The organism is Dokdonella sp., from assembly GCF_051958935.1.
In the GTDB taxonomy this organism is placed as follows: Bacteria; Pseudomonadota; Gammaproteobacteria; order Xanthomonadales; family Rhodanobacteraceae; genus Dokdonella_A.
In genome coordinates this window covers 1-21,276 of sequence record NZ_JBQCFP010000112.1, presented here as the reverse complement: position 1 = coordinate 21,276, position 21,276 = coordinate 1, and the positions used below count along the sequence as shown (strand labels likewise).

Below are 21,276 nucleotides of genomic sequence, written 5' to 3'. Positions count from 1 at the left end.
AGCAACCCAAGCGTGTCGAGTTCCTCGATGCGCTGCCGCGTTCGGCCGTCGACAAGCTGCTCCGGCGCGAGCTCGCCGAGCGGCCGTTGGAGTCGCCGCGGGGGGGGGCCGGCCGCCGCCGCGGGGGGGGCGCCACCGCCGCCCGGGGCCCGCCTATTGCCCCCGGCGCGCACCCAACCCCTCCGCCCGGCCCGGGGGCGGTGCCCACGGGGCGGGGCGCGGGTCCCCCACGAGGCGACTACAACGGCCGCTCGGCGAGCTCGCGCCGGAGCAGCTTGTCGACGGCCGAACGCGGCAGCGCATCGAGGAACTCGACACGCTTGGGTTGCTTGAAGTGCGACAGCTTCTCCAGGCACCACGCGCGCACAGCCGCCTCGTCGAGCGCGGGATCGCGCCTGACGACGAACAGGCGCACGCGCTCGCCGTCTTCCTCGTCGGGCATGCCGACCGCGCAGACGTCGGCGATGCCCGGATGCGCGCCGACCACGTCCTCGATCGCGGCCGGATAGACGTTGGCTCCATCGACGTTGATCATGTCCTTGATGCGCCCGAGCAGATGGAGCGCGCCGTTCGGTTCCATGCGCCCCAGGTCGCCGGTGCGGAACCAGCCGTCCGGCGTGATCGCGCGCGCATTCTCGTCGGGCCGCTGGTCGTAGCCGGCCATCATGAACGGGCCGCGCAGCCAGACCTCTCCGATCTCGCCCGGTGCGACCGCGCGCAGGTCGGGCGTGTCCGGGTCGCGCATCGTGACCTCGACCGACGGGAACGGGAACCCTACGCTGCCGAGGTGGCGTTCGAAACCGAGCTCGCCTGCGATCGGCACCGACGTCTCCGTGAGGCCGTACCCCTGCAGCAACGGCTTGCCGGTGATCTGCTCGAAACGGTCGCGGATATCCGCCCGCAACGGCATGCCGCCGACGAGGCCCGAGCGCAACGCGGAAAAGTCGAGTTCGGCGAAGCCCGGCGTCGCCATCAGGCGGTTGTGGAACGCGGGGCCGGCGAGAATCGAGTTGATCGGCCGCCCGCGCCAGCCGGCGACGACGCGCTCGGCGTCGACCATGCGCGGGAACAGCAACTGCGTGACGCCTCGGCTCGAATACTGCAGCAGGTTCACCGACATGCCGGCCGCGTGGGAGAACGGGTGCACGCTCGCGACGAGCCCGCCCGCACGGCAGGTGTGCTCCTCCATCGCCAGGCGCAGGATCTCGATGCCCGCGCGCATGTTCGCATGCGTCGTGCGCACGGCCTTGGACACGCCCGTGGTGCCGCCGGTGTAGGACATCAGGGCGAGATCGCCGGCGCGAACCTCGCGCTGCACCGGCGGCAGGCGCGTGCCGCGCGCGAGCGCATCGTCGAATGCGACCGCCTCCGCAGGTCCCTTCGGCGCGACGCCGAACAGGTCCGGCGCGACGGTCACGACGAGCTGTTTCATCGTCTCGCCGCCACGCGCGGCGCGGAACGTCGGCATCAGCACGTCGAGTCCGACGATCGCCTTCGGCGCGATCGCGCGGATCGGCCCCTCCATCTCTTGCGAGGTTGCCGCGATGTAGACCGGCATGACCGCGAGCCCCGCGCTCCACGCCGCGAGCAGTGCGATCGGGAACGCGGGCACGTTCGGCAGCAGGAACAGCACGCGCTCGCCGGGCTCGAGCTTCCACTCGTGCACGAAGAAGCGCGCGAGCGCATCCGCCTGCCGCGCCCATTCGGCGTAGCTGAGCTTTTCTCCCTCCAGTTCGAATGCGACGAGATCGGCATGGCGCGCACACGCTTCCTGCAGCAGTGCGAGCATCGTTTCGTCGGGAGCCACGCGGATTTCGCGAGGCAGGGTTTCCGGGTACCGCGCCGTCCATGGGCGGCTCGCATACCACGCCGCGGGATCCCCCGCGGGCTCGAGTCGGCCATTCATTTGTATCACCCCTGTAGCAATGAACGATCCCCTTAATCGTTCATTGTGTCGATCCTACACTTTGCCGGGTGGTTTCGCTGAACGGGTTGCGCACCCGAGGCGCGTTGCCTGGCAGCGCAATGCTGCCGGCATGCACGGGCAGGCTTTCCATGGGAGCGGCGGAAGCGCGATGCGCTTCCGTTCATAGCCCTCCAGCCCTCGGCCCTCGCCGCCAAAACTGCGCCGGATGCGCTGCTGCCGACTCGCCCGGCGGACGCCGGCCCGGCGTCCTGCAACGGGGCGATTGCCTCGTGCCGGTCGCGCCGTCGCCCGACACTCGCTACTTGTGACGCGGCGCCCGGAAATGCCCGCGTCGGCGCGCACAATGCGCGCACCGCTCGCCGGAGTACGCCGATGACCCTGCATCGCGTTCTTCCGTCCGCCCCGCGGACGGCATGTCATGCCCTGTGCGCCCTGTTTGCCGCAGCTGCGGCGTGGTCCGCGCCCGCGGCCGCTGAGTCGGTGTTCCGCGACGGCTTCGAGCCGCTCGAACCGCCGCCGGACGTGGCGATCCTGCGCGACGACCGCGTCGCCACGCTCGAGATGGACTACGACGGCGAGAATGCCTGGGGCCAATGGTGGACGATGGACGGCAGCGGCCGCGACGCGGCCGGCTTCCTCGTCAGCTGGTGGCCGGCCGCGGCAGCCGCTTCGCCGCTGCCGCGGCCGGATGCGAAGCACGACGGCAGCCTCGGCTGCCTCGACGGCGCCCATGCGAAGTCCGGCGCCGCTGCCGCGCGCTGGCTCGTAACCGCCAACCGTCGCGTACAGCTGCAGCCACTGCTCAACGATGCGCCGTACCATGTCCGCGTGCAGCGCATCGATGCGCTCGGCGAGATCATCAGCCAGCCGCGCGACCTTGACTTCCCCGGCGGAGACGGCAGCCGCGTCGCTGCGCTGCGCGCGTCGATGACCCACTTCGACGATTTCAACCTGCCGCTCGGGCCCGCCGACGAGACGCTGTGGAACAACGCGACGGTCACCTCGACCGATCCTCGCTCCAACCTGTTCTTCATCAACGACCAGTACCACGCGCACACGCTGCACGGCACGCGCGTCGACAACACCGGCGACCGCTCGCAGACCTCGCAGCGCTTCCGCAAGCCGGTGCGCATCGAGAGCGGCGTGCGACGGCGCATCGTATTCGACATGGACGCCCCGCTCAGCCCGCGCTCGGTCTGGTACCTCGACCTCAACCCCGTGCGCACGGACCTCACCGCGCACGTCGATTTCTTCGACATGGACGGCACCACCGGCCTCCCCGCGGGTACCCTGCGCCTGCGCGCGCAGTTCCAGACGTTCAGCGTCAACATCGTCGGCATGGACGGCGCCTCGCACCCGATCGCCTCGGTGGACATGGAGGAAGCAGGCCGGCAGGCGGTATCCAACGTGCGCCGTTCGTTCGAGGCCCGCGTCGGCACCGACGGCATCGAAGTGCTCATCGACGGCCGCAGCGTCATCGACGCAAGCTATGCGCCGTACACGCTCGCGCCGGGCGATTACGAGCCGCTGTGGATCGCGTTCGGCTACAACACGCCCAAGGATGCGGTGCCTTACTACCTCGTGCACTGGGACAACTTCGGCTTTGACGGCCCCGACGTCGACGCGCGCGAGGTGCACAACTACGTCACGCGCATCGAAGGCACCGACTACCGCAAGGCGAACCGCGGCAACGGCGAGTTCCCGAGCTTCACCGTGAAGATCCCCGACGACCTTCGCCCCACCGCGGTCGGCGCGACCGCACAGGCGACGCTCGTGCTCACCTACCAGATGGGCGACTACTCGACGTTCACGCTCGTGCCGGGCGACCACGTCACGCTCAATGGCGGCGCGAGCTATCCGTTGCCGGCACGCACCAACAACAGCGTGCCGAACAACCCGGACCTGCTCGCCTGGGGCATCCCGTACACGGTGCAGGTCCCGCTCGGCACGCTCGTCCACGGCGGCGCGTCGCCGCTCGTCGTCGGCGACAACGTGTTCCAGTTCTTCGCCGAGAACACCGGCATCCTCGACGTGCACGTCGAAGTCGCCTACCCGCCGGGCAGCGCACCCGCCTACACGCCGCCCGCGGCGATCCATCATTTCCCGCTGCACGGCGATCTGCCGCGGCTCGGCCTGCCCGCGCGGTTCGAGCAGATCGGCGACACCCAGGTCGGCGATGCGCATCGCCTCACGGCCGAGTCGCCCGCGCGCATCGCGATCTCCGGCGTCGTGCCGCTCAACGTCGTCGTCGGAAACCACAGTTACGCGAACTGGGCGCCTGAACTCATGGTGTTCCCGGTGCAGAGCACCGAAGTGTGGAGCACGGGCGGCACGGCCGGCATCGCGATGGTCGAGGTGTTCATGCGCCCGAGCGGCGGCGGCGCCGCAACCAGCACGCGCGTGCACGCGCTCGACACCGGGCGCGACGTGCCCGCTCCGCAGGGCCGCTACCTGCGCAGCTTCGACAGCCGCGCGTTCGCCAACGGCGACTACGAACTGTTCGTGCAGGCGACTTCGCCGTCAGGCCAGAAAAGCCATCCGAGCTACGGCGACGAGACCTACGTCTGGGACGCGGCGCAGCTGTCGGGCGCGTATTATCCGATCCAGGTCCATATCCAGAACTGAGCGGCGCGCCGCCCGCCGCCGCATGATCCGGACCGCGCCGCATCCGCGGCGCTTCGTCCTCTGTTCGCCGAAGGGCACGCAGGTCGCGCGGCGCGCATCCCGTGCCGGTGATGATTCCGGTGTCGATCCACGGCACCCCCGTTCGTCGAGTCCGCGAACCCACAACGGAAACCGTCCATGGCGTCGCGTCCCGCGCTCTATGCCCACCCGTTCTCCTCGTACTCGCAGAAGGTGCTCATCGCCTTGTACGAGAATGACATCGCGTTCGAATACCGCAACCTCGAAAGCGAGGAGCACCGCGACGCGCTCGCGCGCCTATGGCCAATGCGGCGCTTTCCCGTGCTCGTCGACGACGGCCGCACGATCGTCGAGGCCACCACGATCATCGAACATCTTGCGTTGCGCCACCCTGGCCCCGTCACGCTCCTGCCGCACGACCGCGAGCCCGCGCTCGAGGTGCGCGCCCTCGATCGCTTCTTCGACAACTATGTTTCGACGCCGCAGCAGAAGGTCGTGTTCGACCGCCTGCGCCCGGAAGCCGACCGCGATCCGTACGGCGTCACCGAGGCGCGCGCGATGCTCGACACCGCCTACGCATGGCTCGAGCGCCACATGGACGGGCGGACCTGGGCCGTGGGCGACACCTTCACCCTCGCCGACTGCGCCGCGGCGCCGTTCCTTTTCTACGCGGACTGGACGCACCCGCTCGGCGACCGCTTCCCGAACGTCAGCGCGTACCGCCGCCGCCTGCTCGCGCGGCCGTCGTTCGCGCGCGCGGTCGACGAAGCGCGCCCGTTCCGCCCCTACTTCCCGCTCGGCGCGCCGGATCGGGACTGAACGCATCAGCACGCGATACACCGGCTCCCAGCCCCCGGTGGCGGCGGCGGCCGCGCAGCGTAGGCCCGCCGCCGGGTGTGCGGCGGCGCAGAAAGCCTTCGACACGGCGCACGCGAGAAGGCAAAGAGCTTTTCCTCCGTGTGCTCCTTGTTTCGAGCTTCCGCCTTATTCCGGAGCCGTGCGGCGGCACGCGCTGCGCGCGTACCGCCCTACACGGCATCGAAGCCCCCCGGGCGACTGTGTAGGGCGGGTCGAGCGCGCAGCGCGAGTCCCGCCGCGGGACGCGGTGGCCTGGCGCACGAGCAGAAGCTTGAAACACGAAGCACACCGACTACACGAAAAGGGAAAAGAGGCTTTCCTCGGCGTGCCCGTGTGCTCCGTGTTGCAATCTTTCCGCTTTTCCGCGGCTGCGCTTCCTCACGACGGGCGCAGCGTTTCGAAGTAGGCAGCAATATCCTCGGCGAACGAATAACGCAGGTCGGGCATCGGCGAACCGGCCGCGATCAGTGCCTGTGCACAGCCGAGCCAGTCGCCCGGGCCGTCGGGGCGGTTGAGCGAGGCGAAGCTGAGCGTGCCGTACACGTCGTCGTCGTAGTCGTGGCGTTCGTCGCAGGACGCGCCATGCGCGAGCAGGAACGCGGCGAGCGCGCTGTCGCCCCGGAACACCGCCCAATTGAGCGCGCTGCCGCCGATGTCGCCACCGCGCGCCGCGATCGGCCAGCCGAGTTCGACCATGAGGCGCACGCCCTCGCCCGCGCCATTCGCGGCGAGTTCGGGCAGCAGGCGCCGCTGCATCTCGTCGAGCCCGGCGACGATGTGCGGCTGGCGCGCGAGGATCGCCGTTGCCGTCGCGCGGTCGCCGCTCGCGCAGGCGACGACGAAACGCTCGCGCTCGTCGGCGACGCCCGCATCGACCGCGCCGGCTTCGCGCAGCAGCGCGGCGACCTCCGCGAGGCCCATGTGCCGCGCGATCTTCAGTGCGGGCACGCCGTGCGCATTGCGCGCATTCGGATCGGCACCGGCATCGAGCAGGATCTTCACGACGGCGGCCGAGCGCCGCCGACGCAACGCGTGCGGCAGCGGCCCGTCGCCCGTGGGTTCGTTCGGATCGCCTCCATGCGCGAGCAGCAGGCGCAGGCAGTCGGGGCGCTCGAAGTCGACCACGCGCAATATTGCGTTGGTACCGCTCACGCGGGCGCCAGCGGCCAGCAGCAGGCGCACGCATTCGATGTCTTCGCCCTCGACCGCGTGGTAGAGCGATTCGTTGTCGTCCGGGTTCGCGCCCGCGTCGAGCAGCATGCGGGTCAGCGCCGGGTCATGGTTGCGGCCTGCGGCGGCGTACAGCACGCTGAGGGAGTCGCCCGGGAACTCGGCGTCCTCGGTCGCGTCGTTCGGGTTCGCACCTGCGGCCAGCAGCAGCGCGACGACCTCGCGCACGCGCACGGCGAATTCCGGCAGGCGTACGAACGCGGAGAAACACGCGGCGACCAGCGGCGTGCGCGTCCAGCCCTCGCCACGCGTGTTGACCCAGCGCGGATCAGCGGCGAGGCAAGCGCGCACCGTCGCGACGTCGCCGACCGCGCAGGCGAGCAACGGTTCGCCGTCGAGCAGTCGGGGATGTTCGTGCAGCAGGCGCGCGGCAAGATGGGGGCGCGCGGACTGGAAACCGCCACCGAATGTCCATGCCGTCCAGCGCCGCAGGCGCTCGCTCGCATCGACATCCGTTGCATGCGTTTCGACGTACTGCTTGAGCTGGGCCCACGACGGGAACCCGTATTCGCGCGCAAGGCACGACTGCGCGTCGTGCAGGCGCAGGCCGAGCGCGGCGATCGCCGCATCGTCCCGGGCCTGCGCCGCGGGCAGCGATGCGCGCAATCGGTCGAACGCGTCGCGCTCACCGGCTCGGTACGCGGCGAGGAGTTCCTTCGCTTGCTTCCTGAGCTGGTCGAGATCCGGCCGTTGCGGCAGGCGTGTCATGACAACCTCCATGCGTGAATGCCGAAGGTCCGCAATCCCGGCTGCACAAAGGTCATGGATGGCCAGCAAGCACAAGTGGGTTCAACCCTTTCCGCGGACCCGGAGGCGGCTTGCGACGCCTGCGGTGACGATAGCACGGCGCCAACGGCGATGCGCGATAGCCGATGGGAATGGACGCATCACGTGCGTTTATCGCGATAAATCGGCCGCATCGCGCGATGCCAAGCTTTCATTGGCGCGCAACCGCGCACGACCGTTAGTGTCGTTCGCATGGACACACGTGCGACCTGCCTGCCAATCCACCGCCGCCGCTTCGCCAGCATGGTCGTGTTGCTCGTCGCATTGGGGGCGAGCGGGGTTTGCGCGGCGCACCAGTTGTTCAGCCACGCGAGCGCGGGCGGCGGGCCTGCGCCGGCACCCGGCATGCGCCGCGTGTTCCAGGCCGGCGTCGGCGCGGTTGGCGGCGCTCTCGGCGGCGACGGTCGGCAAGACGCCCTTTTCGAGGCGGGTTTCGAAGATCGCACCTGACCTGCGACGCACGTGTCATCGCGGCACCGGCGGCAGCTGCCGGCCGGCCCCCTCGCGCAATCGCCATGCGCCGATCGCGAGCCAGGCGAGAATCACCACGATCACCGCCTTCTGGCTGACACCACGCGGACCGACACGCAGCAGCGCGTGCACGAGCAACGCGATGAACGCGAGCACCGCCAGTGGCAGCGCGGTCGGAAAACGAGCGCGCCAACCGGCGTCGCGCCGCAGGCGCAGTGATTGCCACAACATCGCAAGGGTGACGGCGAGGAACGCGGTCATCGCTGCGAGGCCGTGGATGCGTGCCTCGAGCGAGGGGACTCCCGGCCGCGTCGCCGATTCGGCGAATGCCGTCACGACGAGTGCGATGCCGCCCAGCGCGAACAGCGACGGCGCGATCCGCGCGCGCGCAGGCACGCCGGCAGCGCGGAATCCGAGGCCGAGCGCGACGAGCGCGACGCCGAGCGCGACGTAGACTGCCTTCACGATCCAGCCGTACGCGCCGAGCAGGTAGAAGCTCAACGGCGCGGCGGTCCAGTCGAGATCGCTGCGCGCGAACTGTGCCCCGGTGCAGACGAGCGCAAACGCGAGCACGCCGCCGAAGGCGATCGTTCCGAGGCGCGTGGCGCGGTCGTGATGGACGGGAACGATCGGCATGGGCGACCTCCTGGTGCGACGGGCGGGCAACGATCACGGTGAGTCCGGACGGTGCCGGGCGGCGGATACGCGCGTGGCGATGCCGCGTCTTTGCGTGGAATTTACGCCAGGCCGTGCGCAGCCGGTCAACGGACGCGCCACCGACGCGTATATGCTCCCCGGCGAACCCGCGACGCGGGCTCACGAGCCGGGGGACTTGATGCAGACGAAATACCTCGCGGGCGGCCTGCTCGGCGCCGCACTGCTCCTGCTGCTGGTGTGCTGGCCGCGCGATCCCTTGCATACGGCATTGCCGTTCGGTACGACGAATCTCTCCGGCGTGCGGGCGCAACTGGCGCGCCTCGACCCCAGGGACCGCGCGCTCGTCGAAGCCTACGTGCAGCGCAGCCACGGCGACGTGCTGCCGGCGAAGTTCGCCGACCCCGAGCAGCCGTTCACCGCGCGCACGTTCGCCGACGCGATCGCCCTGGAGAAAGCGTGGCGCCTCAAGCATGGCGAGAACGAAGCCGCAGCCGCCCGCCGCGAGGCTGAGCGCGACGCCGCGATGGCGCCGCTGCGCGAGGCGGTCGACGCGAGCGTCGTGCGCAGCGAGGTCGTGGCGGCGCACGAATCCCCCGCGCCGACCGATGCGGCCACCGCCGCCGATGGCGTGTTCGTCGTGACTGTCTCGCTGCACAACCTCGGCAGCCGCACCATCACGGCAGTCGAAGGCCTGCTCGAAGCGCGCGATCGCGACGCGCACCTGCCGCTCGACCTCTGCTGGGTGCGCGTCGACGCACCGATCGAACCGGCGAGCCGCGTGGAGGTCCGCTGCGGCGGCGCGACGCGTCGGCCCAGCGACCAGCAGCGCGCGTTCATCGATGACGATGCGAGCCGCTTCAGCGTGAGCTGGAACCCCAGGCGCGTCGTGTTCGACGACGGATCTACGCTGGAAAGCGGCTTGTAGCGATCACGGGCCCGCGGCCGCAGCGGCTAACATCACGGTTCCCGCACCGAGCCGCACGAGACATGGACCCGAATCGCCCCTCCCGCTACGACGGCCCGTTGCTCACGCGCGACATCGCCGCGGCCATGGACGCGGCACGGCTCGCGGGGCGACCATCCTGGTCGGGCTCGCTCGACCTCGGCCGCAGCATCGGCGAGGCAGCGCTCGCCGAAGACGGCTTTCGCTGGCGCAATCGCGACTATCCGTATCCGGAACGCCTCAAGGACCGCACGATCTACGTCTGGGACGGCGACGCCTTCGTCGCCGCGCAACGCTACGACGGCGCGCTGATCAAGCTCGTACCGACCGAGTGGGGTGCGCCGACCTTCGAGATCGACGGCATAAAGATGCTGCCGACTTCGCAGCTCTCGCCATACGCGGATGCCGAACGCAAGGTCGGGCTGGTCGCGCCGCGCGGCAAGCAGGTGCTCGACACCTGCGGCGGCCTCGGCTACTTCGCGCGCGCCTGCCTCGCAGGCGGCGCGGGCAGCATCCACTCGTTCGAGAAGAACGCCGACGTGCTCTGGTTGCGCCACCTCAATCCGTGGTCGCCCGATCCCGCCGACGACGAGGCGCGGGGTCGCCTGCAGCTCGAACACGCCGACATCTCGATGCGCATCGGTACCCTGCCCGACGCGGCCTACGACGCGATCCTGCACGACCCGCCGCGGTTCGGCATCGCCGGCGAGCTGTATGCGCAGGCGTTCTACCAGGAGCTCGCGCGCGTGCTGCGCCCGCGCGGGCGCATGTTCCACTACACCGGCGCGCCGAACCGCAAGACCAGCGGCCGAGACGTTCCCCTCGAAGTCGCGCGCCGTCTCGCCAAGGCCGGTTTCACGACCGAACTCGCGCTCGACGGTGTGTTCGCCGTCAGGGATACGGCAGCGCGCGCGCCGACACGCGCCCGCTGAGGACACTCAACGCTTCGGCCAGCCGACCGCGAGGTCGAACGTGACGTCGCACTGCATGTCGGTTTCGTTCATCGGCGCTTCGCGCGCTTCGGTGAGGACCTTACCGGCCATGCGCGAAGCGCTCTTGGTGGTGAACTCGACGCGGCCGTTGCCGCCGTCGAGCCCGGTCAGCGTGCCGTCGCCGGCGAGATACATGATGTTGACGATGGTCGCCATGTCGAGCTCGCCGCCGGTATGCGCGATCTCCATCCAGCCGGCTGCGGTCGCGGCGCGCTGCGCTTCGACGATGTCGCCACGCGGGCTCACGAAGGTGCTCTCGCCCGGTGCCGCCGCGCACTCGGCGCAGCGCGCGAGCGCCGCGCGATCGAGGGGCTTGGCGGTGAGGTAGATCGTCGTCGTGACGACGCCCTGCGCGTCGCGTGCATCCTGGAACGCGATGCCATCGGTGAACACGAGGCGTTTACCGTCGCGCTCGCAGCTGCCGCTCACGGAGTCGGCGAGCACGGGCGACGCGAAGGCGAGCAGGCACAAGGACAATACGGTCCGCATGAAGGACTCCCTGGCAGTCCCGGCGGGACCCTGTCGTGCGTAACGCATTGCAGCGCCGACGCGGGCCACTCCCCGATCGGCTACGGGGACCGTGCGGGGAACGTCACGGCAATCCCCTCGACCTTCCCCACGGTACCCTGCTTCGGGTAGCGCGCATCGCCGCTGCGGTAGGAGCCCTCGCCGACCGGATAGCCGCTCGCGCCCTCGGCATGCCCGAGCTGCACCGAGCGAAAGGGCTCGTCCTGCTTCTGTGCGAACGCGCCGCCGTTCCAGTCGGTGACGATGCCGCCGTAATCCCAGTCGAAGCCGTTGAACGTCACCGGCGCGCCATTGCCGCGCGCCAGTTCCGCGAGCGTCATGCCGGGGCGCACACCGTCGTCGAAATGCCAGCGCGAGCGGCTCGCCCGCACGCGGACCGTATCGATGCGCTGCGCGTCGGCGCCTTCGCCGAAGAATACCTCCGCGCGGCGCTGCGCATCCGCGCCGAACAGCACGATGGCGTCGACCGACTCGCCCTCCGCGCCGTCGACCTCGGCGCGCTCGACGTTCGCGGCGCCGAACGTGAGACGCAGATCGTCCAGCGTCATCCGCGCGCGGATCAGCCCGGGCAACCGGTACGTCGCGTCGGCGGCGAGATCGGCGGGCTCGGGATCGGCGATTCGCGTGACGTTCGCGAGCGAAGCCGAACGCGCCATTTCGTCGTCCTGCCCCGCCGCCCTCGCCGCGAGGGACGCCCCGATGGCGAACCCGGCAAGCATGCAGCGCGATGCCATGGCACAACCGCGCGAAAATACGTCGACCATCTCCGGCACTCCCTTCCGCAAACGGGCATGCTAGCTCATGTCCGCGGTGAGAGACGCCCGGGACGCAGGTCGAGCTACGGCGGCCGCGCCGCGAGTGCATCGAAGCCGTTGTCGAAGATCGCCTCGGGGTTCGGCACGAGCGCGAGGAACGTGCCGCCCGAGATGCCGCCGTCGGCGCCTGCGGCGAGGATGCCGAGCAACGCGCCGGTCACGCGATCATGGCGTCGCACGAGGTTGCCGGCGAGCACGAGCAGGTTGCCGTCGGCGCCGATGGCGAGGCCGGTCGGCCGGTTGAGGCCGGTCACGAGCGTTCCCATCGAGGCACCGGTCGCGGCGTCGAAGCGGTGGATGGTTCCACTGCCCTCGCCGCCGACGAGGATCGTCGCGCCTTCGTCGACGATGCCGCGCGTCTCGAACAGGCCGCCGCTGCCGCCCGGCACGAACGCGGCGTGCACCTCGGCCGTCGCGGGGTCGATGCGCGCGACGCTGCTCGAGTCGTAGCCCGGCACGTAGAGCAGGCCCGCGCCACTCATCATCATGCCGTTGTCGGCGCCGAGCAGGCCGCTGTCCGACGGCAGCACCGTGCCGATCACGGTGCCGTCGACGGGGTCGAGTTCGAGCACGCGGCTCGTGCCGTAGCTCGCGACGTAGACGCGCCCGTCGCCGCCGAAGGCGATGCCGGTCGGGTCGAAGCCGGCGTTGAACTGTGCGAACACGTCGACGAACGCGTAAGCGGCATCCAGACGGTAGCGCTGGACCTGACCGTCCTTCTCACTGACGACGTAGACCAGGCCGTCGGCAGGATTCAGGCGTACCGCCTGCGCGCCATGGATGCGGCCATCCTGCTCGAGCTGGCGCACGAAGGTACCGCTGCAGGCGTCGAAAATCGCGACATTGTCGGAGAAGTATCCGCTCACGAGGAGATGCTGCGCGCAGGTAGCCCGCGCGACCGGAGGCACGAGCAGCGACAGCAGGGCGGCGGCGAGGCGGGTCGGCATGGCGGTTCCTGCGGGGCGGGAGGCGACGATCGCCGGGGCGCCTGCCGGAGCTCCTTCGCATCGGCCCGCCGGCGGGTCCTTTTTTTCTCCTTTCCGCCTGCACACGCGGCGAAGCCTCGCGTCGCGCTTGCTAGCATCCGTGCATGGACGAACCAGGCACGCCGACCGCGTATCGCTTCCTCGACTGGAACTACGAACCGGCGCTGCGCCGCCTTGCCGGGCCCGCCGGCGAGGTCCGCCTCAAGCCGCTGCTCGATCGCCTGCTGCGTCGGCTGCTCGACGAGCCGGGGGCGGTGCTCGCGCGCGAGCGTCTCATCGACGAGGTATGGACGCGGCGCGCGGTCAACGACGAAGTGCTCTCGCGCGCGATCGCGGAACTGCGCGGCGTGCTCGGCGACGACGCGCGGGCACCGCGCTTCATCGAGACCCTGTCCAAGGGCGGCTATCGCTGGCTCGCTCCGGTGGAGCGCGTTGCGGCATCGGCGACGGCCGCAGGCGATGCGGACGCACGACCGCCGCGTCGCCGCGCGTTGGCGGTTGCCGCCGGCGCCGCGGTGATGCTGTTCACTGCCCTCGTCCTGTGGCGCATCCCGCAACATCACGCCGATGGTCCCGCCACGCTCGCGATCGGCCTGCTCGGCGCGCATCCGCTCGCGAGCGATCCACGCCTCGAGTACGACGCGCGCTTCGATCCGTCCGGCCGCGTCGTCTACGTGCGCGGCACGAGCGACGGTGACGCGAGCGAGCTCGTGCTGGTCGATCCCAGGACGCTCGCCGAACGCGTGCTGTGGCGGGATGCACACGCGCTGCGCCGGCCGGCGCCTTCGCCCGATGGCCGCGAGATCGCGCTCACGCGCTATGCGGACGGCGCCTGCGAACTGTGGAGCGTCGCGTTGGTCGACCTGCAACGCACGCTGCTCGCCGAATGCGCAGCCGCGCCGCAGGGCGGACCCGAATGGGTCGATGGCGGCGAGGCGCTCGTCTTCACCGGCATCGCCGCGGACACGGCGCATGCGCCCGGCCTCGCGTGGCTCGATCGCCGCCGCGGCACGCGCCGCGTGCTCACCACGCCGGACGCCGCCGAAGGCGCGCACGTCGATGCACGCGTGTCGCCGGATCGCACGCGCCTCGTCTATGCGAGCCGCCACCGTGGCGAGGAGCAGCTCTGGCAGACCGACTGGCCGCAGATGCGCGAGCGCCGCGCGCTTCTCGCGCGCAACGAGCCTGCCTACGGACATGCGTTCGAACCCGGCGGCGACGCGCTCTGGGTCGCCGGCGACCTCACCCTCTATCGCGCCCTGCATCGCCTGCGCGTGGGCGGCGAGCCCATGATGATCGGCGGGCGTGGAGCGCTATCGATCGATCTCGCGCCCGGCGGCGCAGCCGTCTGGTCGGAAGCGAACTACGACGCCGACGTCTGGTTGCGCGCGGGCGCGGATGCGCCGTGGACCGTGATCGCACGCTCCAACCGCTACGAATCGCAGCCGGAGTTCTCGCCGGACGGATCGCGCATCGCGCTCGTCAGCAACCGCAACGGCGCCGAGAGCGTGCTCGTCGTCGATCGCCGTGACGGCCGCGCGCGGCCACTCGCGCTCGATCCTGCGTTCCGCTGGGTACGACCGACCTGGTCGATGCGCGGCGATGCGCTCGTGATCAGCGCATACGAGGACCGCGTCACGCGCCTGTATCGCTACCCGCTCGACGGCGACGTCGCGACGCCGATCGCCGGCGTCGAGACGGACGCGTTCCTCGGCATCGAACTCGCCGACCGCCTGGTCTATCTCGGTGGCCACGGCAACAGCCGCCCCCTGATGCAACTGCGCGCAGGCGGCACGGCCGGCGAGCCGGTCGGCATCGACGCGGTCACGACCTACCGCGCGTCGCCACACTGGATCGTCTGGCGTTCGCAGGGTTCGACCGACCTGCAGGTCGCGTCGTGGTCGGCACCAGCCGTGACCGTGCGCACGCTCGCGAGCGACGACGATGGCGAAGCGTTCACGATCACGGGTGATACGGTGACCTGGCTCGACCGCGGCTCGCTCTGGCGCGTGGCGCTGCCCGATGGCGCACCCGCGAGAATCGCAAGCGACCGCGTGCCGAACGGCAACGGCCCGAGCCTTGCCGCGAGTGCCGACGGCGCGCTCGCGCTGGTCACGCTGACCTCGCTGAGCATCGACCTCATGATCGCCGAGGCTGCCGCGCCTCCCGCGCGGCGCTGATGCCGGCCATACCCTGGATCAAGTTTTCCGTACTCCGCGTCGCCGTTCGGCCAGCGCGCGCGGGCACAGTATTCCCACGGCGCAACGCCGCATTCCCATCCTCCAAGGAGTCGACCATGTCCATCGAAAAAGTCCTCTATGTCGCCGAAGCCACCGCCACCGGCGGCCGCGAAGGCCAGGCTGCCTCGTCCGACGGTGCACTCGCCGTCACGCTGTCGACGCCGCGCGAGCTCGGCGGCGCGGGCGGCAGCGGCACCAATCCGGAGCAGCTGTTCGCCGCGGGCTACTCGGCCTGCTTCCTCGGCGCGCTCAAGTTCGTCGCGGGCAAGCAGAAGATCACCCTGCCCGCGGACACGACCGTCACCGGGCGCGTCGGCATCGGCCAGATCCCGACCGGGTTCGGCATCGAGGCGCAGCTCACCGTGCGCGTGCCCGGCCTGCCGCGCGAACAGGTGCAAGCACTGGTCGAGCAGGCCCACATCGTGTGCCCGTATTCCAACGCGACGCGCGGCAACATCGACGTGACCCTCGCGGTCGCGTGAATCCCCGGTCAGCGGCGGCGTTCCCGCCGCTGCCTTTCGCGACGCTCAGCGCACGCGCTCGAGCGTCTGCACCCAGTTCGTTTCCCAGGTCTTGCCGCCGTCGGGCGAGTAAGCCTGCTCCCAGTGCGCGCCATCCCTGGTGATCTGCGACCAGGTGAAACGTACCTTGATCGCCTGGCCGCGCAGGGTGTCGTCAGCGTAGAACGTGCCGACGCCGTCGACGAACCTGCCCTTGACGGGCGGATCGAGGTTGCCGAACGGATTGCGGCCGTCGATCCACCAGATCGCCCACTGCCCCGATTTCGGGTCGTATGCACGCGGTGCGACGCCGCGATAGATCCCGGTGGGCAGGTTGAACACGGTATCGTCGACATTCGCGCGTCCCTCCATGAGCGGCTGCGAGCGGATCGTGCCCTCGAACTCGTACCAGTCGTGGCTGCCGGCGAGCGTCTCCTTCAGCCGGCGGCTGTGCACGCGCCACTCGCCGACGAGAAAGTCGAAGTCGTGCAGGCCGCTCATGTCCTCCTTGTCGAGCGGCCTCGGCACGTCCTGCGATCCTCGCGCCGGCGAGGATGCAGCAGCGACCACCAACGCGAACCCGCAGGCGATGCTGAACGGCTTCATGGGTCCACCTCGCGCCATCGAAGGACGCGTGGACTATCGCACGTTCGCGACCGGGCCGCCGGCCGTGCATCGGTCGGAACCATCATGGCCGGGCCCGCGGCGGTCGGCATCGCGTGCCGGCGCACCGCGCCGATGCGCTAGACTGCCGGCAGTTCGTCCGTGAAAGGGGAACGGATGCGCGTCGGCTGGCCCGCCATCGCTGCGTGGATGTTCGTCTGGGCGGCAGCGCCGGCTGCCGAACTCGACGTCGTCGTCGCCGACCTCGGCGGCGCGCCGGCCGAGGACGCCGTGATCAGCATGCATGGCGGCATCGATCCGCCGGTGCACGCCGCGGTCACGCGCGAGATCGACCAGCGCAACGAGACCTTCATTCCCTACGTCGAGGTGTTCCGCCCCGGCGATCGCGTCGTGTTCCGCAACAGCGACCGCACGCGCCACCACGTCTATTCGTTCGCCCCCGCGAAGTCGTTCGAATACGTCATCGCGCCCGGCGGCGACACGCCGCCGGTCGTGCTCGATCGCATCGGCGAGATCGCGGTCGGCTGCAACATCCACGACCGCATGATCACCCATCTGTACGTGTCCGACGCGCCCTGGATCGCGAAGTCCGATGCGCAGGGCCGCGCCGCGTTCCGCGACCTGCCCGCGGGGCGCTACGCGGTGCGCGTATGGCATCCGCAACTGCGCCCGGGCAAGGCCGAGCCGGAGCAGGCCGTCGACGTCGCCGGCGATTCGGCCACGCTGCGCTTTTCGCTGCCGCTGCTCGCCGACCCGCGGCCCGATCCCGACGACAACGAGCGCACGCGCTACTGACGTCATGAACTTCCGCCTGCGCCTGGCCCTGCTGTTCGTCACCACGCTGGTCGCGGTGCAGGTGTTCACGGCGCTGCTCGCCTACGGCGTCGCGCGCCGCGCGCTGATTGCCGACGGCGAGCGCCAGCTCGCGGTCGGCGCCGCCGCGGTCGCACGCCAGCTCGACGACATCTCCGCGCGCGTCGCCGACAACGTGCAGGTGCTCTCGCTCGACTTCGCGTTGCGCGCGGCGATCGCGCAGGACGACCAGAGCACGGTGCTGTCTGCGCTGCGCAACCACGGCCGGCGCATCGGCGCCGAACGCATGCTGCTGGTCGGCCTCGACGGCACGGTCCGCTCCGATACCGCGCAGCCCGCCGGCGGCGCGTTCCCGTTCGCCGATCTCGCCGACGATGCGCTCGATCATCCGGCCGCCGCGGTCGTGGCGCTCGACGGCAAGGCGTACTGGATGATCGTCGTGCCGGTCTACGCGCCCAAGCCGATCGCGCTGATCGCCGCCGGCATCCCGATCGACGACGCCCTGCTCGCGCGCCTGCAGCAGCTGTCCACGCTGCCGAACACGCTCGAACTCGTCACCGCCGGCGTACACGGGCGCTGGGCCGGCATCGCGCGCGGCGACAACCGCGTGGAGATCGCACCCGCACTCGCGGGCCGCGCATTGCCGCTGCAGCCGACGCTCATGTCGCTCGACGCGCGCGAGTACGTCGTGCTCGCGACACGCCTGCGCGAGTCCGAGCGCGGGGCGCCGGTCGCCGCGGTGCTCGGCTATTCGCTCGACGACGCCTTGCGCCCGTACCGCTCGGTCGCGATCGCATGGGCGAGCCTCGTCGCGCTCGGCCTCGCGATCGGACTCGCCGGTTCGCTACTGATCGCGCGCGGCGTCGCGCGCCCGATCGAGAAGCTCGCCGCGGCCGCCCATCGCATCGGCGCGGGCGACTACGCCTCGTCCACGCCGATGGTCAAGCACGACGAAGTCGGCCAGCTCGCCGCCGCGCTGTCGAACATGACGCTCGCGATCGCCGAGCGCGAAGAGCGCATCCGCTACCAGGCCGAACACGATGCGGTCACCGCCCTGCCCAATCGCCACGCCGCCGAAGCGGTGATCCGCGACGCGCTCGCGGCGCGCCCCACGGCCGGCGCGCTGCTCATGATCGGCCTCGCGCGACTGCCGGAGATCATCCAGACGAGGGGCCACACGATCAGCGACCGCCTGATGCGCGACGCCGGCGCGCGCCTGCGGCCATTCGCAGCGCGCGGCGTGGTCGCGCGCGCGACCGACACGCAGTTCGCATTGTGGCTGGACGGCGCCGACAAGGCCGATGCGATCGCGGTCGCGTTCCGCGTGCTCGACGTGCTCGGCGTGCCGTACCAGGAATCGGACCTCTCGATCGACACCGCGCCCGCGATCGGCATTGCACTGCAGCCGCAGCATGGCGACGAGGCGAGCACGTTGCTGCGCCGCGCCGAGATCGCGCTGTTCGCCGCGCTCGGGGCGGAGGACCCGGTCGCCGTCTACGACGCGCGCACCGATCCGCATCGGCCCGAGCGGCTCACGCTGATGACCGAGTTGCGCGAGGCGCTCGACCACAACCAGTTGCGCCTGCATTACCAGCCGAAGCTGCGACTCGCCGACGAACGCATCGACGGCGCCGAAGCGCTGCTGCGCTGGCAGCATCCGCTGCGCGGCGCAGTACCGCCCGACACGTTCATCCCGCTTGCCGAGCGCACCGGCAACATCCGCCGCGTCACGCGCTGGGTGCTCGCGAGCGGCATCGCGCAGGCGCACGAGTGGGCAGCGCGCGGGCATTCGGTGCGCATCGCTATCAATCTCTCGGCGCGCGATCTCGACGACGCCGACCTGCCGACGCGCGTTGCCGACCTGTTGTCGCTGCACGGCGTACCTCCCCGCAGCATCGTGCTCGAACTCACCGAAAGCGCGGTCATGGGCGAGCCGGATACCGCGGTGCAGGTGCTCAAGCGGCTCGCCGACCTGGGCATCGATTTGGCACTCGACGATTTCGGCGTCGGCCAATCGTCGTTCGCGTACCTGCGCCGCCTGCCGGTGCGCGAGATCAAGATCGACCGCTTCTTCACCCGCAAGCTCGCCGAAGATGTCGGCGATCGCACGCTCGTGCGCTCGATCGTCGAGCTTGGCCACCGTCTCGGCTATCGCGTGACCGCGGAGGGCATCGAAACGCGCGCTGCGTTCGAATACCTGCGCGAGGTCGGCTGCGACCACGTACAGGGCTACTACATCGCGCCCGCCCTCGAAGCGGATGCGTTCGAGGCGATGCTCGCGCAGGGCGACGCGGCGAACCGCGGCGCGCGCGCGTGAAACGCGCGGCCGCGCTCGCCGCGTGGCTGGCCTCGCTGGTGGCATGCGTCGCGCGCGCTGCCGACCTCGACGTGCACGGTTATCTCGACTGCCGTCTCGTCGCACGCGCCGACGAACGCAGTTGGGTAGACGGCGGCCTCGGCAAGACGCGCTTCGGCGGCGGCGGCATGGCCGCCTCGTGCGCGCAGGCTGGCCTCGTCGCGGATGCCGTGCTCGCGCCGGCACTGGTCGCGCACGCGGGGCTGCAGTACCAGACCAGCGGCCGCGACGAAGTCGCACTGCTCGACGCCTGGCTGCGCTGGCGCCCGGTGTCGACGACGCCGCTGCGCTGGTCGGCGAGGTTCGGTGCGTTCTTCCCGCCGGTCTCGTTCGAGAACGACGCGATCGGCTGGACCAGCCCATGGACGCTCAGCTCGTCGGCGATCGATGCCTGGGTCGGCGCGGAATTGCGCGCGATCGGTGCCGAGGGCACGCTCGAATGGCGCGGCGAGCGTTCGACCGCGACCGGCGTGTTCGCCCTCATGCGCAGCAACGATCCTGCGGGCGAACTGCTCGCGGCGCGCGGCTGGGCGATCGGCGATGTCGTTTCCGGCCTCGGCAGCCGCGTGCGGGAACCGGATGTATACGCGCAAGGCGACCACGAACCGGTGCCCCTGCGTTTCAACCCGTACCTCGAGAACGATGGCCGAGTCGGCTGGTACGCGGGCGCGACCTGGGACGTCCGTGGCGTCGGCGCCTTCACCGTGCTGCGCTACGACAACGACGCCGATCCCGCGAGCCGCAGCCGCGGCCGCTCGCCCGTGCTCAGCTGGCACACGGATTTCTGGAGCGTCGGCACGCGCACGCGCGTCGGAGGGGTCGTGCTGCTCGGCCAGGCGATGAGCGGATCGACCGCCATCGCGCCGTCGCCGTTGTTCCGCACGCACACGGATTTCCGGGCTGCCTACCTGCTCGCCGCCTGGGATCACGGCCGCTGGCGGCCGGCGCTACGCGTCGACGCGTTCTCGACCGATCAGCTGCCGCGTTCGATCGACGATCGCGTGCGAGAACACGGCAGCGCGCTCACGCTCGCGCTCAACTGGCGCCCGCGGCCCTGGTTGCGCGTGACGGGCGAAGCGCTGCACGTACGCAGCTGGCGCAACCAGCGCGAACAGGAAGGCGCGCCTGCGCGGCGCGACGATACGCAGCTGCAGCTCGGCGTCCGCCTGATGTTCTAGGCTCAGCAAGACGATCCGGCGCCGCCATTCCCGCGATTCGCGAGTCCATATTCCGCTTCAGACGACGTCTCTGGCTTGGACGACGTCGATGGGCCACGACACCCCGCCGTGGCCGCCCGTGTCATGCCGGTGTTCCGCGGTGCCCGCTGCGCGCGTCATGCGCGGCAGGCACGGCGAGCAAACGCAGGCCTACTCCGGTCTCGGTGGCTATCCAACGCGGTGCCGTCGGATCGTCGCCGAGCTTCTGGCGCAGCTTGCCAACCAGGATGCGCAGGTAATGCGAGTCCCGCTCGTGGGTCGGCCCCCAGACCTCGCGCAGGATCTGCGGCTGAGTGACGACGCGCCCCGCGTGGCGCACGAGCAGCGCGAGCAGCGCGTATTCCTTGCGCGAGAGTGCCCGCGGCTGGCCGTGCACCGTCACCTCGCGTCGCGCAAGGTCGACCTGCAGGATGCCATCGTCGTACACCGGCGGCGCGTCCGAAGGCGACGCGTGCGCGCGCAGCAGCGCCCGCACGCGCGCCATGAGTTCCTGTACTCCGAACGGCTTGGTGACATAGTCATTCGCGCCCGCGTCGAGCGCGCGCACCTTCTCCTGCTCGTCCGCACGTACGGTGAGCAGGATCACCGGGACGTTCGACCATTGGCGCAGGTCCGCGAGCACGTCGTGGCCGTCGCGATCGGGCAGGCCGAGATCGAGGATCACGAGGTCGGCGCCGTGCGTTGCGAGCG

Annotated in this window: 18 protein-coding genes; 10 read left to right on the top strand and 8 right to left on the bottom strand. The window is 70.6% G+C overall.

Annotated features, from left to right (window positions below):
- Positions 1-238: 238 nt before the first annotated feature.
- Positions 239-1,807, bottom strand: coding sequence for an AMP-binding protein (locus tag ACTHK2_RS11175; RefSeq protein WP_440245791.1), 1,569 nt, complete (start codon positions 1,805-1,807; stop codon positions 239-241).
- A gap of 600 nt (positions 1,808-2,407) precedes the next feature.
- Between ACTHK2_RS11175 and ACTHK2_RS11170 the strand changes: the two genes are divergently transcribed.
- Complete coding sequence (locus tag ACTHK2_RS11170; RefSeq protein WP_440245790.1) at positions 2,408-4,552, top strand: hypothetical protein; 2,145 nt, start codon at positions 2,408-2,410, stop codon at positions 4,550-4,552.
- Between the two features lie 177 nt (positions 4,553-4,729).
- Positions 4,730-5,389: a glutathione S-transferase family protein gene (locus ACTHK2_RS11165; RefSeq protein WP_440245789.1), complete on the top strand. Its 660-nt coding sequence runs from the start codon at positions 4,730-4,732 to the stop codon at positions 5,387-5,389.
- A 417-nt stretch (positions 5,390-5,806) separates the two neighbouring features.
- Here the strand turns inward: ACTHK2_RS11165 and ACTHK2_RS11160 are convergent, their stop codons facing one another.
- Positions 5,807-7,366 (bottom strand): ankyrin repeat domain-containing protein, encoded by a 1,560-nt coding sequence (locus tag ACTHK2_RS11160; protein WP_440245788.1) that lies wholly within the window; start codon positions 7,364-7,366, stop codon positions 5,807-5,809.
- Positions 7,367-7,636: 270 nt separating this feature from the next.
- Between ACTHK2_RS11160 and ACTHK2_RS11155 the strand changes: the two genes are divergently transcribed.
- Complete coding sequence (locus ACTHK2_RS11155; RefSeq protein WP_440245787.1) at positions 7,637-7,894, top strand: hypothetical protein; 258 nt, start codon at positions 7,637-7,639, stop codon at positions 7,892-7,894.
- Positions 7,895-7,909: 15 nt separating this feature from the next.
- Here the strand turns inward: ACTHK2_RS11155 and ACTHK2_RS11150 are convergent, their stop codons facing one another.
- Entirely contained in the window at positions 7,910-8,551 is a 642-nt protein-coding gene (locus ACTHK2_RS11150) for a DUF998 domain-containing protein (protein ID WP_440245786.1), read from the bottom strand.
- A gap of 196 nt (positions 8,552-8,747) precedes the next feature.
- Here ACTHK2_RS11150 and ACTHK2_RS11145 point away from each other — a divergent pair, with 196 nt between their 5' ends.
- Positions 8,748-9,497: a hypothetical protein gene (locus ACTHK2_RS11145; protein WP_440245785.1), complete on the top strand. Its 750-nt coding sequence runs from the start codon at positions 8,748-8,750 to the stop codon at positions 9,495-9,497.
- Positions 9,498-9,559: 62 nt separating this feature from the next.
- Positions 9,560-10,447, top strand: coding sequence for a class I SAM-dependent methyltransferase (locus ACTHK2_RS11140; RefSeq protein WP_440245784.1), 888 nt, complete (start codon positions 9,560-9,562; stop codon positions 10,445-10,447).
- A 6-nt stretch (positions 10,448-10,453) separates the two neighbouring features.
- Here the strand turns inward: ACTHK2_RS11140 and ACTHK2_RS11135 are convergent, their stop codons facing one another.
- From ACTHK2_RS11135 to ACTHK2_RS11125, 3 genes are all read right to left on the bottom strand, one after another.
- A complete protein-coding gene (locus ACTHK2_RS11135; RefSeq protein ID WP_440245783.1) occupies positions 10,454-10,996 on the bottom strand; it encodes a hypothetical protein in 543 nt (180 codons plus the stop codon).
- 80 nt (positions 10,997-11,076) lie between these two features.
- Complete coding sequence (locus ACTHK2_RS11130; RefSeq protein WP_440245782.1) at positions 11,077-11,691, bottom strand: hypothetical protein; 615 nt, start codon at positions 11,689-11,691, stop codon at positions 11,077-11,079.
- A gap of 182 nt (positions 11,692-11,873) precedes the next feature.
- Positions 11,874-12,797: a Vgb family protein gene (locus tag ACTHK2_RS11125; RefSeq protein WP_440245781.1), complete on the bottom strand. Its 924-nt coding sequence runs from the start codon at positions 12,795-12,797 to the stop codon at positions 11,874-11,876.
- 143 nt (positions 12,798-12,940) lie between these two features.
- On the opposite strand from ACTHK2_RS11125, the gene ACTHK2_RS11120 reads away from it, so the two are divergent.
- Positions 12,941-15,016, top strand: a complete 2,076-nt coding sequence (locus ACTHK2_RS11120) for a winged helix-turn-helix domain-containing protein (protein ID WP_440245780.1) — start codon at positions 12,941-12,943, stop codon at positions 15,014-15,016.
- Between the two features lie 116 nt (positions 15,017-15,132).
- Positions 15,133-15,558, top strand: a complete 426-nt coding sequence (locus ACTHK2_RS11115) for an organic hydroperoxide resistance protein (RefSeq protein ID WP_440245779.1) — start codon at positions 15,133-15,135, stop codon at positions 15,556-15,558.
- A 45-nt stretch (positions 15,559-15,603) separates the two neighbouring features.
- Here the strand turns inward: ACTHK2_RS11115 and ACTHK2_RS11110 are convergent, their stop codons facing one another.
- Positions 15,604-16,104: a hypothetical protein gene (locus ACTHK2_RS11110; protein ID WP_440245778.1), complete on the bottom strand. Its 501-nt coding sequence runs from the start codon at positions 16,102-16,104 to the stop codon at positions 15,604-15,606.
- A 252-nt stretch (positions 16,105-16,356) separates the two neighbouring features.
- Here ACTHK2_RS11110 and ACTHK2_RS11105 point away from each other — a divergent pair, with 252 nt between their 5' ends.
- Genes ACTHK2_RS11105 through ACTHK2_RS11095 form a run of 3 tightly spaced genes read left to right on the top strand, consistent with a single transcriptional unit; the run spans position 16,357 to position 20,547 of the window.
- Positions 16,357-16,995, top strand: coding sequence for a carboxypeptidase regulatory-like domain-containing protein (locus ACTHK2_RS11105; protein ID WP_440245777.1), 639 nt, complete (start codon positions 16,357-16,359; stop codon positions 16,993-16,995).
- Between the two features lie 4 nt (positions 16,996-16,999).
- Positions 17,000-19,330: a putative bifunctional diguanylate cyclase/phosphodiesterase gene (locus tag ACTHK2_RS11100; RefSeq protein WP_440245776.1), complete on the top strand. Its 2,331-nt coding sequence runs from the start codon at positions 17,000-17,002 to the stop codon at positions 19,328-19,330.
- The gene (locus ACTHK2_RS11095) at positions 19,327-20,547 is read left to right on the top strand and encodes a hypothetical protein (protein ID WP_440245775.1); all 1,221 of its coding nucleotides are present in this window, start codon (positions 19,327-19,329) and stop codon (positions 20,545-20,547) included. The genes ACTHK2_RS11100 and ACTHK2_RS11095 overlap by 4 nt, the downstream gene beginning before the upstream one ends.
- 121 nt (positions 20,548-20,668) lie before the next feature.
- On the opposite strand, the gene ACTHK2_RS11090 is transcribed toward ACTHK2_RS11095, so the two are convergent.
- On the bottom strand, positions 20,669-21,276 hold a 608-nt coding region (locus ACTHK2_RS11090; protein ID WP_440245774.1), incomplete at its 5' end, for a winged helix-turn-helix domain-containing protein.

Excerpts from the sequence above, each read along its gene's own strand:
- ACTHK2_RS11155 (WP_440245787.1), top strand. The coding sequence starts at position 7,637 with ATGGACACACGTGCGACCTGCCTGCCAATCCACCGCCGCCGCTTCGCC.
- ACTHK2_RS11130 (WP_440245782.1), bottom strand. The coding sequence starts at position 11,691 with ATGGCGCGTTCGGCTTCGCTCGCGAACGTCACGCGAATCGCCGATCCC.
- ACTHK2_RS11150 (WP_440245786.1), bottom strand. The coding sequence starts at position 8,551 with ATGCCGATCGTTCCCGTCCATCACGACCGCGCCACGCGCCTCGGAACG.
- ACTHK2_RS11115 (WP_440245779.1), top strand. The coding sequence starts at position 15,133 with ATGTCCATCGAAAAAGTCCTCTATGTCGCCGAAGCCACCGCCACCGGC.
- ACTHK2_RS11100 (WP_440245776.1), top strand. The coding sequence starts at position 17,000 with ATGAACTTCCGCCTGCGCCTGGCCCTGCTGTTCGTCACCACGCTGGTC.
- ACTHK2_RS11105 (WP_440245777.1), top strand. The coding sequence starts at position 16,357 with ATGCGCGTCGGCTGGCCCGCCATCGCTGCGTGGATGTTCGTCTGGGCG.
- ACTHK2_RS11160 (WP_440245788.1), bottom strand. The coding sequence starts at position 7,366 with ATGACACGCCTGCCGCAACGGCCGGATCTCGACCAGCTCAGGAAGCAA.
- ACTHK2_RS11135 (WP_440245783.1), bottom strand. The coding sequence starts at position 10,996 with ATGCGGACCGTATTGTCCTTGTGCCTGCTCGCCTTCGCGTCGCCCGTG.
- ACTHK2_RS11140 (WP_440245784.1), top strand. The coding sequence starts at position 9,560 with ATGGACCCGAATCGCCCCTCCCGCTACGACGGCCCGTTGCTCACGCGC.
- ACTHK2_RS11165 (WP_440245789.1), top strand. The coding sequence starts at position 4,730 with ATGGCGTCGCGTCCCGCGCTCTATGCCCACCCGTTCTCCTCGTACTCG.
- ACTHK2_RS11125 (WP_440245781.1), bottom strand. The coding sequence starts at position 12,797 with ATGCCGACCCGCCTCGCCGCCGCCCTGCTGTCGCTGCTCGTGCCTCCG.
- ACTHK2_RS11120 (WP_440245780.1), top strand. The coding sequence starts at position 12,941 with ATGGACGAACCAGGCACGCCGACCGCGTATCGCTTCCTCGACTGGAAC.